General features: G+C 43.7%; 13 protein-coding genes. 6 read left to right on the top strand and 7 right to left on the bottom strand.

Translation table 11 applies throughout. From position 1 onward, the window contains the following. Nucleotides 1–115: 115 nt before the first annotated feature. Nucleotides 116–496 carry a transporter gene (locus tag ACQEXS_RS11135; protein ID WP_367986698.1) on the top strand — a complete coding sequence of 127 codons (381 nt, stop codon included), beginning with the start codon at nucleotides 116–118 and terminating at the stop codon, nucleotides 494–496. Between the two features lie 223 nt (nucleotides 497–719). Then, nucleotides 720–1,352, top strand: coding sequence for an outer membrane beta-barrel protein (locus tag ACQEXS_RS11130; protein WP_427013873.1), 633 nt, complete (start codon nucleotides 720–722; stop codon nucleotides 1,350–1,352). 61 nt (nucleotides 1,353–1,413) lie between these two features. Here the strand turns inward: ACQEXS_RS11130 and ACQEXS_RS11125 are convergent, their stop codons facing one another. The 7 genes from ACQEXS_RS11125 to pspF all read right to left on the bottom strand — a co-directional run bounded on the left by ACQEXS_RS11125 (nucleotide 1,414) and on the right by pspF (nucleotide 9,543). Next, nucleotides 1,414–2,604 (bottom strand): amino acid aminotransferase, encoded by a 1,191-nt coding sequence (locus tag ACQEXS_RS11125; RefSeq protein WP_367986696.1) that lies wholly within the window; start codon nucleotides 2,602–2,604, stop codon nucleotides 1,414–1,416. 554 nt (nucleotides 2,605–3,158) lie between these two features. Next, complete coding sequence (locus ACQEXS_RS11120) at nucleotides 3,159–3,944, bottom strand: ATP-binding cassette domain-containing protein (protein WP_427009350.1); 786 nt, start codon at nucleotides 3,942–3,944, stop codon at nucleotides 3,159–3,161. Then, entirely contained in the window at nucleotides 3,941–4,936 is a 996-nt protein-coding gene (locus ACQEXS_RS11115; RefSeq protein WP_367986694.1) for an oligopeptide/dipeptide ABC transporter ATP-binding protein, read from the bottom strand. The genes ACQEXS_RS11120 and ACQEXS_RS11115 overlap by 4 nt, the downstream gene beginning before the upstream one ends. Further along, nucleotides 4,936–5,823, bottom strand: a complete 888-nt coding sequence (locus tag ACQEXS_RS11110) for an ABC transporter permease subunit (protein WP_367986693.1) — start codon at nucleotides 5,821–5,823, stop codon at nucleotides 4,936–4,938. Before ACQEXS_RS11110 ends, ACQEXS_RS11115 begins: the two co-directional genes overlap by 1 nt. Further along, on the bottom strand, nucleotides 5,810–6,772 hold the full coding sequence (locus ACQEXS_RS11105) for an ABC transporter permease (RefSeq protein ID WP_367986692.1): 963 nt from the start codon (nucleotides 6,770–6,772) through the stop codon (nucleotides 5,810–5,812). The genes ACQEXS_RS11110 and ACQEXS_RS11105 overlap by 14 nt, the downstream gene beginning before the upstream one ends. Continuing rightward, nucleotides 6,773–8,392 (bottom strand): ABC transporter substrate-binding protein SapA, encoded by a 1,620-nt coding sequence (gene sapA, locus ACQEXS_RS11100; protein WP_427013872.1) that lies wholly within the window; start codon nucleotides 8,390–8,392, stop codon nucleotides 6,773–6,775. A 158-nt stretch (nucleotides 8,393–8,550) separates the two neighbouring features. After that, nucleotides 8,551–9,543 (bottom strand): phage shock protein operon transcriptional activator, encoded by a 993-nt coding sequence (gene pspF, locus ACQEXS_RS11095; RefSeq protein WP_427013871.1) that lies wholly within the window; start codon nucleotides 9,541–9,543, stop codon nucleotides 8,551–8,553. A gap of 191 nt (nucleotides 9,544–9,734) precedes the next feature. Here pspF and pspA point away from each other — a divergent pair, with 191 nt between their 5' ends. The 4 genes from pspA (at nucleotide 9,735) to ACQEXS_RS11075 (ending at nucleotide 12,299) form a co-directional block, all read left to right on the top strand. Continuing rightward, entirely contained in the window at nucleotides 9,735–10,403 is a 669-nt protein-coding gene (gene pspA / locus ACQEXS_RS11090) for a phage shock protein PspA (RefSeq protein WP_367986689.1), read from the top strand. A gap of 118 nt (nucleotides 10,404–10,521) precedes the next feature. After that, complete coding sequence (pspB, locus tag ACQEXS_RS11085) at nucleotides 10,522–10,752, top strand: envelope stress response membrane protein PspB (RefSeq protein WP_367986688.1); 231 nt, start codon at nucleotides 10,522–10,524, stop codon at nucleotides 10,750–10,752. Further along, nucleotides 10,745–11,134, top strand: coding sequence for an envelope stress response membrane protein PspC (pspC, locus tag ACQEXS_RS11080; RefSeq protein ID WP_427013870.1), 390 nt, complete (start codon nucleotides 10,745–10,747; stop codon nucleotides 11,132–11,134). The genes pspB and pspC overlap by 8 nt, the downstream gene beginning before the upstream one ends. 133 nt (nucleotides 11,135–11,267) lie before the next feature. Beyond that, on the top strand, nucleotides 11,268–12,299 hold the full coding sequence (locus ACQEXS_RS11075; RefSeq protein WP_367986686.1) for an efflux RND transporter periplasmic adaptor subunit: 1,032 nt from the start codon (nucleotides 11,268–11,270) through the stop codon (nucleotides 12,297–12,299). Nucleotides 12,300–12,301: the final 2 nt, after the last annotated feature.

Raw genomic sequence — 12,301 nt, 5'->3', positions numbered from 1 at the left:
CTATATGGAGCATGTTGGCTGATAGTGGGGGAGTGCTCAGTGAAATGTTTACTCGGCTCTCAATCAAGGCAGCCATAAACAATGAGCAAATGATGCCATTATGTCGGGGGATGATATGGAACATCAAAATAAGACATGCGTTGTATTTGACTACACTTCGTTTTTAGGCGCTTCATGTAGTAAGAAATGGACTTTTCTTGAAGCAATGAGTACGTTTGCTCCCATTTTCAGTCTTGCATGGAAAAATTCCATTCAAGATCTGCATTCGCCTGAAGAGCGGCTTTGGGAACAGGCCATGAAATCACTGTCGGTGAGTCGAAGTGATGAATCCAATTTGGCAACGTTACTAAAGTTAGCCAAAACAGAAGGCATTGATGAACTCAGAGTGGTGCTTCCGTATGAATTAGATGGGGAACAACTGGAATCATTGCGGTTGAAAACAGAAGCAACAATACAAAGTCAACAACAAGATGAACTGTTGGTGACTTTGCAATAACAGTCAGTATTTTCCTACTCAAAAAGCCCATTCATGGGCTTTTTTTGTTTGCGTATCACACCTTTTTCATATCCTACCGAAAACTTGATTCTGCTTAGGTTATGATTCACCTTAATGAGGTAAGCGTGTGCTTTGATGATTGATTTTTGCTTGCCAAAATGTGAATAGATTTAGTAAAAATCACCACGATTACCATTTTCAAGGAATGAGACGGAGTATTCGAATGAGAATAAGTTCAGCTTGGGTGATGGCCACCGCTCTTTGTTTGCCCTCTAGTGTAGTGATGGCAGACTCTTCCACTACCAATAACATTGAATATGAGTATATTCATGCAGATCTGAGTTCAGGGTCTTTGAATGAAAACTTGGGCGAAAACAATAATGTTACGACGTTGACCATTGGTGGGAATTATTTGTTTACCGATCATTGGGTTGCATCATTGGACTACTCCGCTAGGTTTATACATCCTGCTAATACGACGACAGAAATATACAGCCTTATGCCTGGAATTGGTTATCGCTATGCTTTGGTTGAGGATTTAGACATGCTCGCTCAAGCGAGTGTCGGTTATATTCGTGCTCGTACTACGAATGATATTACGGATGAAACCCTAAAGAGTGATACTGAACTTCGCTACGGTACAAGTTTAACGCTAAGTTATGCTCTGAGTGAGAATTGGCAAGCTTCAGTGATTGGGGAGCTAACACGAAGCGATATTTTGGATGAAAACCTGCTGACATTAAGGGGGGACTACAAACTCTCCAAACGTTTTATGTTAGGCGGTTTTTATACCCATCGTGATACGGGGGAAAGTACCACGAATGAAGGTGGTATTTCGGTACGATTTGCTTATTAAGTTAATTTCCTATCAATAAAAAAAGCCAGCGATAAGCTGGCTTTTTTAGTGAACAATATGTTTATAGGACCGCGGCGATCCCTTTACATAATGGGCCCATATTGTTGCGTGTCATGCCGGCAACACTAATACGACCGGAGCCGACGATGTAAATCGCAAACTCTTCTTTAAGACGGTTTACCTGCTCTTTAGAAAGACCAGAGAAAGAGAACATGCCGTTTTGGCGTTCGATAAAGCTAAAGTCTGCTTCAACACCTTCTGATTTTAGCGTTGTGACAAACAGCTCTCGCATCTCTTGAATACGGTCACGCATTTCAGCAACTTCTGCTTCCCATTCTGCACGAAGTTCAGCGTTGTTTAGAATGTGAGTGACAACCGCACTGCCGTGAGCTGGTGGGTTGGAGTAGATAGAGCGGATGATCGCTTTCACCTGAGAAAATGCCGTTGTTGCAACTTCAGTTGATTCAGCTACAAGGGTAAAAGCACCAACACGCTCGTTGTATAGGCCAAAGTTCTTAGAGAAAGAGCTAGCAACTAGGATCTCTTTGTTGTATTTCGCGAAAGTACGAAGGCCTGCTGCATCTTCTTCTACACCTTTAGCAAAACCTTGATACGCAAAATCGAATAAAGGAAGCAGCTTTTTCTCAGCAACCAGCTTAGCCAGAGTTTCCCATTCTTCTGCTGTTGGATCGATACCTGTAGGGTTGTGACAGCAGCCATGTAGCAACACCACATCACCTTCACTTGCCTTTTCCAGATCAGAAAGCATCGCAGCGAAATCTTTATCTTTGCTTTCTGCGTTGTAGTAGCTGTATTGAGCCGTTTCGATACCAGCAGCGGTGAATACACCGTTATGGTTTGCCCAAGTTGGATTACTGATCCAGATTTTAGCATTGCCGAGCTGACGCTTAATAAACTCACCCGCCACACGTAATGCACCAGTACCACCTGGCGCTTGAGCTGTTTTAGCACGCTGCTCTGCTACGATCGCCGCGTCTTCTCCAAAAAGAAGTTTTTGTACAGCAAGACCATATTCAGCAGTACCTTCGATTGTTAGGTATGACTTAGTCTTTTCCGTTTCAATCAGAGCTGCTTCTGCTTTCTTTACTGTCGCTAAAACAGGGGTTTCACCTTGTTCATTTTTGTAAATTCCAACGCCTAGGTTGATTTTCTCTGCACGAGCGTCTTTTTTAAACTCTTCTGTTAGGCCGAGAATAGGGTCAGCGGGAGCCGCAACTACTTTTTCAAACATAATCGTCATCCATGTTAATCGAAGGGGAAAGTATCTCGTTCTTTTATACCTTTGTGTGAAGGGATAAACAACAATTTGTGAAAAGAAAATGGAAAAATAGTGCGATTCTGGTTGCTAGAATCGCCTACCTCAATTTTGTGTATGAAAAGTATCAAGATTTAATAGGTTTATTGGAACTAAATCGAAAAGGTGCTCAAATTGACACCAGTCTCGTTTCAAGGTTATTTACGTCTCGATATCTTGCTTAAATCGCCTTGATATCACGGCCAATAGCTACGAGTTATGCATTGGTTTCTGGTTCAATTGTCCAGTTCTCACTGTGAAGAACTATGCTTTTAGGCTTTTCGTAGCCAAACGTTGGTTTGTACATCTATTTTTGGCACTCAGGTGTCATGAACTATTATTAAAGCGATTCAACTCGCAAATAATGGGGCCAGTTTACTCTTAACGGATGGGGTAAGTTTATCTATTTAAGGTATTGGTTACGAGATTGATGAGAAGAGCAAGAATTAAAAGCACACGCTAAGTAAGAAAGAGTGTGCTTTTTTATTGGCTTATTTAAAGCAGTGGGCTTTATTGAAGTGACTTTCGATCATGCGTTGCGTGATCGGGTGTTCCGGGCTCGTAAGAACTTGCTGAGTATCTCCAAATTCAACGACTTCGCCCTCATGCATCACCATGACTTGGTCGGTAATATGTTTCACAACACCAATATGTTGAGATACGTAAATGAACGAAACCCCCATTTCTTCTTGCAGTTCGAGAAATAGGTTGATGATTTGCGAGCGCATTGCCATATCGAGACCATTCAAGGCTTCATCTGCCACAATAATTGATGGTTGAAGGATCAAGGCACGAGCCAGACAAACACGTTGTTTTTGGCCTGTTGCTAACATTTGAGGGTAGAAATACGCGTGCTCGGGAAGCAAACCAACACGTAAAAGGGTCTCTTTTACACGTCGTACCCGTGCCTCTGGTGGCATATTAGTATTTCGTTTTAGTGGTCCTTCGAGGATACGCCCAATTTGGATCCTTGGATTTAATGAGGTATTAGGATCCTGAAAAATCATCCGGATTAACTTACAGCGCGTTTCGTAATCTTTGTGCGCGAGCAGTTCACCATTGACGCGAATTTCACCTGATGTAGGCTCAACAACCCCAGCTAACATGCGAGCGAGTGTGGATTTACCAGAACCATTTTGACCAATAAATCCGATGGTTTGTCCGGCTTCTAGGCTAAAGCTAACCGGCTTAACAGCATGCTGCACTTTTTTATGTAATAAGCCGAAACGCGTTACAAAGTCTTTGGATAGATCGTTGACCTCTAACAGCGCACTCATGATTTCTTCTCCATATTCAGCGGGAAGTGACAGGCGAACTTATGGTTCTTGACGCGTTGCGTCATTGGTATTTCAACACATTGACGTTGTGCGTATGGGCAGCGTGGACCTAAGCGGCAGCCGATTGGCAAATGCTGCAAGGGTGGAATCGAACCCGGTAAAGACTGGAGTTTTTCTTTATGTGGTATCCAGTCGGCAAAATCTGGCATCGCTTTTAGCAGGGCATTTGTGTATGGGTGTTTTGGTGCCTTAAGGATTTTCTGAGTATCGGCAGATTCAACCGATTGTCCGCAATACATAACCGTAATACGAGTGGCCCATTGTGTAATCGTGGTTAAGTCATGGCCGATCAGCATAATGGTTGTGTTATGTACCTGATTCATGCGGCTGAGCAGACGTAATATTTGCGACTGGGTGATAGGATCCAAATCGTTCGTTGGTTCATCAGCAATAAGAAGCTTTGGTTTTGCTGCGATGGCCATTGCAATCATTACTTTTTGACACTCACCGTCAGTAAGCTCGTAAGGGTAACAGCTCATTAAGCCTTTATGATCCTTGATGCCTACTTTATGCAGCAACGCAATGGCTTGTTTTTTGCGCCACTTAAATCTCTCGAACCACTTACCTTCAAAAGAATGGGAAGGAATGGATTCAATCAACTGTTTGCCGACTTCCTCAGAAGGGTCGAGACAGGTGGAAGGTTCTTGAAAGATCATTGCAATATCGCGTGCAATCACTCGACGTCTTTCGCGAGGGGTGAGTTGCAGCAAATCGATGTTACCTAGCCTCATGCGATCGGCGGTGACTTTCCAATTATCTTTACACACGCCAACGATCGCTTTGGCGACCAAGCTCTTTCCTGAGCCAGATTCACCAACTAGGCCACGTATTTCACCTTCATTCATGGTGAGACTCATACGATCGACGGCTTTCATCATTCCTTGAGGAGTTTCGATCTCAATGGTCAAATGTCGAATATCTAACAGAGGCATTATTCGATCCCCGCATTGAGCGCTTGGCGAACACCTTCACCAACAAGGTTAATGACGATTACAGTAAACATGATTGCGAGCCCGGGCAGAGTTACTGTCCATGGCGCGAGATAAATCAGCTCAACAGAATCACCTAAAATAGCTCCCCATTCGGCGCTTGGAGCTTGCGCACCTAAGCCAAGAAATCCCAGTGCCGTGATATCCAAAATAGCAATAGAGAGAGCCAGTGTGACTTCTGCTGCGATCACCACAAGGATGTTCGGCAAAATAGAGTTCCAAAGTAGGTAAAAGTCATTGGCACCATCGAGTCTAGCAGCCATGATGTAGTCTTTTTCTACTTCGGTATGCACAGCGATATAGACTGAGCGAATAAAGCGTGGAATAAGTGCAAGGCATATCGCTAGTAAGATATTAAATTCACCGAAGCCAAGAAAAGCGACAAATATAATGGCTAATAATAGCGAAGGAATAGACATGACTGTATCGAGTAAGTGATTCAATGTACTTGAAATTAACCCCTTGGTCATGCCAGCTAAAATACCAATGAAGCAGCCTACAGTCGTTGCAATTAGTGTAATTAAAACGGCGGCACCAAATGTCAATTGCGTTCCTGCAATTAACCTTGAAAGAATATCTCGGCCTAAGTCATCGGTGCCTAGAAAGAATTCAACGGTGCCGGCTGGGTTCCAAGATGGTGGTACCAATAGCTCCCCAGTTTGTGCTTGAGGATCGTGCGGCGTAATCCATGGCGAGGCAAGGGTGATCAAGATGATCAGTGCAAGGCACCAGAGCCCAAACATAGCAAGGCTGTTTGAACGAAAGCTGCGAGAAAAACGCTCAAACTGCGTTGGGATGCTTTCTTCTTGATAAACGTTATTTGTTAGCATACCACTCTTTCCTTACTAACGGATTTATCATCGCACCGATAAGATCCGACAGAATATTCGCGGTTAACACGAATGTTGCCACTACGATGACGCCGGCTTGGATTGAGACATAATCTTGGTTAGATAGGGCGTCTAATAGCCACCGGCCAATACCGGGCCAGTTAAAAATAGATTCGGTAATAATTGTTAGGGTTAGCATACTTGATAGCTGAACCCCAATTTTTGGAATGATCGGTGGAATTGCATTGCGCAGTACGTGCTGGGTGACGATTTCGTGGGTCGTTAGACCTTTAATGCGAGCTGCGCGAATGTAGTTTTGTCCCATGACTTCAGACACTGAGGTTCGCATAAGCCCGATAACTTGCGTTGTCGGTGCTAGCGCCAAAACTAAACACGGTAAGATCAAGTGTTCTATAACACTTTGAAGCGCATGTGCACGATAGGCGCTTTCTGAAAAGAAAGCGTCGATAAGTGCAAAACCAGTGACATGGTCAATTTGATAAAGCAAATCGTAGCGCCCCGACACAGGAAAAACTTCATAGTGCAGCGAGAATGCCATGATCATGAGTAGTGCGACCCAAAAGAGTGGGGCAGAGTATCCCGACATCGAAGTGAACGAAATAATCGTGTCTGTCCATTTGCCTTGCTTCATACCCGCCAAAGTTCCTAGTGGGATCCCAATCAGCAATGAAAAAATAAAAGCAATTAAGCAAAGCTCTAATGTTGCTGGGAAAACCACTTTCAGCTCATCAATGATTGGCACGCCAGCTTTGTTCAAGCCGAAATTGAAATGAGTGAGTTCGCCCACATAGGTTGTCCATCCTGCCCAAAAGTTTTGGATTGCCCATGGTGATGAAGGATCAAGGCGCAGTAGGCTAAATCCGACGATGGTCAGGATAAGTAGTGTGATAATGAACAGATTAAGCCGTCGAATGGTATACAAAAACATTTATCGCAACCTCTCGACTTGATCAAATGGCTGGGTGTTAAACGGGCTCATTTGGAATCCAGTTAGTGAGTCGTCATAGGCTTGGAATTGCATCCCATGGTTTAATGGGATAACTGGAAACTCTTCGTTTAATACATTCTGTGCCTGACGATATAAATTCAATCTGTATCTAGGCTTCTCAACCTCTAATGCCAGATCCAACAAGAAGTCAAAGTCGGGATTACACCAGCTAGATACATTAAGGCCTGCTCGCTCCGAATCACATGACAGTAGCGGGCGGAAAAAGTTGTCGGGATCGGCGGTGTCAGCAATCCAACCAGTTAGAAACAGATCGATATTGGCATTGGCGTCTACCTGTGAGCGATCGAATCGGTCATCTGTAAACAGATTTAGGGTGATACCGATATCCGCTAAGTTAGATTGGATCAGTTCAGCCGTTTTCCGTGGGCTAGGGTTGTAGGCTCTTGGTTCAAGAGGAACCGACATATTGAGTTCTAGTCCTTTATCAAAGCCCGCTTCTTTTAGAAGTGCGATAGCATAGTTTCGATCGTAGCGAATTTGCACCGTATCTTTTTGGTAAGCCCAAGAACTTGGCGGGAGAACCGAATACGCCTGACTTCCGGTTCCGTAATACACGGAATCTAGGATGTTTTGGCGGTTGATAGCAAAGTTCAATGCTTTTCGTACCCTAGGATCATTGAGAGCTGGATGAGAAGTGTTGACGGCGATAAAAGAAATATTCATCGCGGGCTTTGCCACTAAGTTGATGTGTTCTTGGTCTTCAATAATAGGGATTTGGCTCGAAAGTGGTGAACTTAATACATCACACTCTTTACGAAGTAGTTTAGCCAGTGTGCCTGTTCCACGGTGGGAAATATCGAAAACAACTTGGCTCATTTTAGCTTCGCCTTTCCAATAGTTCTGATGGCGTTTTAGGCGAATAAAATCGTTAACTTGGTACTCAGACAAATAAAATGGCCCAGTGCCAATGGGGAAGCTATCGAGTTGTCCTTTTTCGTCTTTATGCTCTAGTTCGGTTGCATATTCTTTTGAGTGGATCACTGCGTAGCTGGTGGCAATATTAGCGAGAAACGTATTGTCTGGTCGAGCCAAGGTAAATTTCACCTGATGCTCGCCAATGGCTTGCACATCGACTAATAGATTTTGAAAATCAATCCCATCAAACCAAGGATACATGCCTCCACCAACATAATGGAATGGGTTTGAACTGTCGATGATTCGGCGAAAACTAAACACCACATCTTGAGCATTCAAAGGACGAGTGGGCGTAAACCAAGGTGTTGACTGAAACTGTACATTTTCCCTAAGTGTGAAAGTATATTCAGTCGCTTGCTTATTGACTGACCAGCTTTGTGCGAGATTACCTACCGGTTGGAAGGTGTCAGGATCGAGTGTGAGCAGAGTATCAAAAATCTGCGGGCTAAGAGCTTCAGATGTAATGCCGCTGTCAACCAGTTGTGGGTTGAGTGAGGTTGGCCCTCCTTGCCCACAATAAACAAAGCCACTTTGGCGAATTTTGCTGTGATCTATTTCTTCGCCGCAGCCTGTTAATAGGCTAAAGCTAAATAGTCCCAATGTCAGTTGTATCAAAGCTCTCATAGACAGAATACTTTTGAGAAACGAAGCATAATAAAACTCCCCATTATGCCTCAAGATCTCAATAATTTACCATTTTTTATTTACTCAAACCAACTAATCGATTCGACAACGATCAGTTCACTTTTATTGCTGTTAGGAGGTCGGTTAAACATCGTTCGTTAATCGGCTTTAGTGAGGTCGTATTTTCTCACCATTCCTCTTAACTGATGGTAGCTTAAGCCGAGGAGTTCAGCTGCTTTCCTCTGGTTAAACTTTGCTTCTTCAAGAGCGGCTTCGAGTAATTTAATGTCTTGTTGTTCTTGCCATTGTTTGTAATCCATTGGAAATTCCAACGGTACGTTGTCAGTTGCTTGCTTCTCAGCCGAATGAGAAGAAGTGTCCATCCATCCGGTCGCAAATGGATCAAAAATCAGTGCTTCGATAGGGCTATCTTGAATGCCGTGCTGGTAAACTGCACGTTCAATGACGTTTTTGAGCTCACGAACATTACCCGGCCATGAATAGGACAATAAGCTCTGCTTGGCATGCTCTGAAAAACCAACGAAGTACTCAAAGTTCAATTCACGGCACATTTTAATTGCGTAGTATTCAGCAAGTAACAGAATGTCTTCTTTTCTTTCTCTCAGTGGTGGCAGGTGGACGACATCAAATGCTAAGCGATCGAGTAGATCCGCTCTAAACGCGCCCGTTGCGGCCATGTCAGGTAAGTTAGCGTTCGTTGCACAAATTAAACGGACGTTAGCGTTCAGTAATTCATGCCCACCTACACGTTCGTACTGCCCATATTCGATGACACGCAGTAGCTTTTCCTGAACAAGCAAGGGAGCCGTTGCTAGTTCATCAAGGAACAATGTTCCGTTCTCAGCCCGTTCGAAGCGCCCTTTATGCCGTCCTTTTGAGCCAGTAAATGAACCAGATTCATGGCCAAACAGTTCCGAGTCAATTAAACCTTCACTTAACGTAGAGCAATTTAAGGAGACTAAGGGCTGATCCCAGCGCTTGGATAGATAATGTAGCCGCTGTGCTATCAACTCCTTCCCCGTTCCTCGTTCACCAATAATTAGAATAGGGCGATCGATGGCAGCGAGCTTCGAGACTTTATCAAGGACCGCAAGAAAAGCGGGAGATTCACCGATTAGATTCTGTTGCATGCTCTTCCTTACTTAGCTTGGTTAAATTTACCTATAATCGGTCAAATTCATCATACTCTGAGGTAGCTTTCAAGAGGCTATATTTTAACTTATTGAAAATAAACGATAAAAAACTTGGCATGCATCTTGGTATATCAATAGCAACGGTTGAGCAATTTAAGCTCAGTATCAAAGTAAACAAGGAGATCACCATGGGTATCTTTTCTCGATTCGCAGACATTGTTAATTCAAATATTTCCGCTCTTCTCGACAAAGCGGAAGACCCAGAAAAAATGATTCGCCTAATCATCCAAGAAATGGAAGACACTTTGGTCGAAGTTCGTACTAATTCAGCAAAAGCGATTGCTGACAAAAAAGAATTGGCACGAAAAGTTGAGGCGATTGACGCTCAAATTAGCGACTGGCAGGAAAAAGCCACGTTAGCACTAACAAAACAAAGAGAAGATTTAGCTCGTTCAGCGCTAATTGAAAAGCAAAAACTTCAAGATGTACTGAAAGGGTTGCACACAGAGCAAACATTGGTTGAAGAGACCATTGACAAGCTAACGGGTGAAATCAGCAAGCTTGAAAGCAAAATCACTGAAACACGAGCAAAACAGCAAGCTCTGGCAATTCGAGGTCAAGCTGCGTCAAATCGCCGTGATGTGCAAAAGCATCTGCACACAGCTCGCACCAATGAAGCGATGGCAAAGTTTGATCAATACTCACGCAAAATTGATGAGCTTGAAGCCGAAGCCGATCTTTACGCGAAAACGGGCAATGGTAAGTCATTGGATCAAGAGTTCGCAGAACTTCAAGCTCAAGATGAAATTGAGCAAGAACTCGCTAAGTTAAAGCAACAAATGGAAGAAAAGAAGTAAGCCATTTAAATCATAAATAAAATTGGGCGGGTATAAGGCTTCACTGTATTGACCTCATTGCACTGGTGTTATGTGGTAAAGTGACCAGACCTTTCCGCCCTTACTACAGGAGTTGCTTATGTCATTCTGGATTTCAGGTCCTTTGATTGTCTTTCTTATCTTTGTCGCGCCGCTTTGGCTTATCTTGCATTATCGCAGTAAACGCAAAACAAGCAGTGGACTATCGAGTGAAGATTATGAACGCCTACAATCATTATCGGATAAAGCTGAGTCTATGCAGCAAAGGGTCGATACGTTAGAGCGCATTCTGGACTCAGAGTCCCCAAACTGGAGGCAACGTTATGAGTAGTAAAGAGCTCTATCGTGATACCGTGAATGGGAAAATCACCGGAGTTTGTGCTGGGCTTGCCAATTATTTTGGTGCTGAAGTATGGTTAATCCGTATTTTGGTGATCTCTGCAGCGTTGTTAGGTGGTAGCTTTCTCGTATTACTGGCGTATGTGGCGATGACGTTGATGATCGAAAAGCAGCCTGCAAATTACGGTGAAACACTCAAGAGTAAGCAAGAATATAAGCTAAAAGCGAAGCCGTGGCAGCAAGGGCAATCACCAGAAGTGTTACTCAATACCTTGGAGAAAGACTTCAATGGTATTGAGAGTAAATTGCGTAATATCGAAGCTTATGTGACATCAGATGCATTTAAGGTCAATCGTGAATTTCGTAACCTATGATGCAGAATTGAGAGAAGGAGCTAAACCTTCTCTCATATCAACCGGTATAACAAAACTTTATAGCCTATCTACTAGTATCCCATACGTCATTCATCTATCTTAGTACTCATCTATAGCTAATGGATGAAAGACCATGCGAAAACACCTCTTGTTTCTTGCAGTGGCCGCCACATTAAGCGGTTGTGGTAAGGAACTTCCTCCGGTCCCTGAACCAGACTCCAGACCGGCTAAGTTATTTACGGTTTCTGTAGGCAATTCTCAATTTGAAAGACAATTTCCAGCCACCTCAGAAGCAGGGGATAAAGCCGTTTTAGCGTTTCGTGTACCAGGGCAATTACAATCGATAGATGTTGTCGCCGGACAGCTGGTTACAAAGGGTGATGTACTAGCACGCCTCAATCCGGATGAATACACACTGCTTGCCCAACAAGCTGAAGCTCAATTTAAATTGGCCGATGTGCAATACCAACGCTACAAAAAGTTGCGCAAAGATAAAGTGGTTTCAGAGCAAGACTTTGATCAAGCGAAAGCCAATCATAACTCTGCGAAAGCAACGTTAGATCAAGCCAATGCAAACTTGAGCTATACACGATTAGTAGCGCCTTATGATGGGACGATTTCACTGATCCCTGCCGAAAATCATGAATTTGTTGCCGCTAAAAAAGGGGTCATGAATATCCAAACCAATCAGTTGATGAAGGTTATTTTTCAGCTGCCAGATCATCTGCTGTCTAAATTCGCTTCTGGTGCAGAACCCGTAGCAACAATGGTTTTCGATGCATTCCCGAACAATCAATACGCCTTAACATTCCAAGAAATAGACACAGAGGCGGATCCTAAAACCGGCTCGTATAAAGTGACGATGATTATGGAGCGTCCCGCTGACGTGGGTATCCTGCCGGGTATGTCGGGACAAGTTAATGTTGTTTCTGCCTCTACAGGCGCAACGACCATTCCTCAGTCAGCTTTGTTTAAAGATGGCGAACAAACGAATGTTTGGCGTGTTAACGAGCAAGGCATTGTTGAAAAGGCGACGATTGAACTCAATGAACGCCGTCAGGTTGTTTCGGGTTTAGAAAATGGTGATCAGATCATCATTTCTGGTGTCAGTGGCATTGAACCGGGCATCAAAGTGCGCGAATGGATCAAAGAGCGGGGCCTGTAATT

The organism is Vibrio sp. TRT 17S01 (genome assembly GCF_050113695.1).
In the GTDB taxonomy this organism is placed as follows: Bacteria; Pseudomonadota; Gammaproteobacteria; order Enterobacterales; family Vibrionaceae; genus Vibrio.
This window is presented reverse-complemented; position numbering and strand designations above follow the sequence as displayed.

What these genes read in the sequence shown, in the direction of transcription:
- ACQEXS_RS11135 (WP_367986698.1), top strand. Translation starts at nt 116, where the DNA reads ATGGAACATCAAAATAAGACATGCGTTGTATTTGACTACACTTCGTTT.
- ACQEXS_RS11130 (WP_427013873.1), top strand. Translation starts at nt 720, where the DNA reads ATGAGAATAAGTTCAGCTTGGGTGATGGCCACCGCTCTTTGTTTGCCC.
- ACQEXS_RS11125 (WP_367986696.1), bottom strand. Translation starts at nt 2,604, where the DNA reads ATGTTTGAAAAAGTAGTTGCGGCTCCCGCTGACCCTATTCTCGGCCTA.
- ACQEXS_RS11120 (WP_427009350.1), bottom strand. Translation starts at nt 3,944, where the DNA reads ATGAGTGCGCTGTTAGAGGTCAACGATCTATCCAAAGACTTTGTAACG.
- ACQEXS_RS11115 (WP_367986694.1), bottom strand. Translation starts at nt 4,936, where the DNA reads ATGCCTCTGTTAGATATTCGACATTTGACCATTGAGATCGAAACTCCT.
- ACQEXS_RS11110 (WP_367986693.1), bottom strand. Translation starts at nt 5,823, where the DNA reads ATGCTAACAAATAACGTTTATCAAGAAGAAAGCATCCCAACGCAGTTT.
- ACQEXS_RS11105 (WP_367986692.1), bottom strand. Translation starts at nt 6,772, where the DNA reads ATGTTTTTGTATACCATTCGACGGCTTAATCTGTTCATTATCACACTA.
- sapA (WP_427013872.1), bottom strand. Translation starts at nt 8,392, where the DNA reads ATGAGAGCTTTGATACAACTGACATTGGGACTATTTAGCTTTAGCCTA.
- pspF (WP_427013871.1), bottom strand. Translation starts at nt 9,543, where the DNA reads ATGCAACAGAATCTAATCGGTGAATCTCCCGCTTTTCTTGCGGTCCTT.
- pspA (WP_367986689.1), top strand. Translation starts at nt 9,735, where the DNA reads ATGGGTATCTTTTCTCGATTCGCAGACATTGTTAATTCAAATATTTCC.
- pspB (WP_367986688.1), top strand. Translation starts at nt 10,522, where the DNA reads ATGTCATTCTGGATTTCAGGTCCTTTGATTGTCTTTCTTATCTTTGTC.
- pspC (WP_427013870.1), top strand. Translation starts at nt 10,745, where the DNA reads ATGAGTAGTAAAGAGCTCTATCGTGATACCGTGAATGGGAAAATCACC.
- ACQEXS_RS11075 (WP_367986686.1), top strand. Translation starts at nt 11,268, where the DNA reads ATGCGAAAACACCTCTTGTTTCTTGCAGTGGCCGCCACATTAAGCGGT.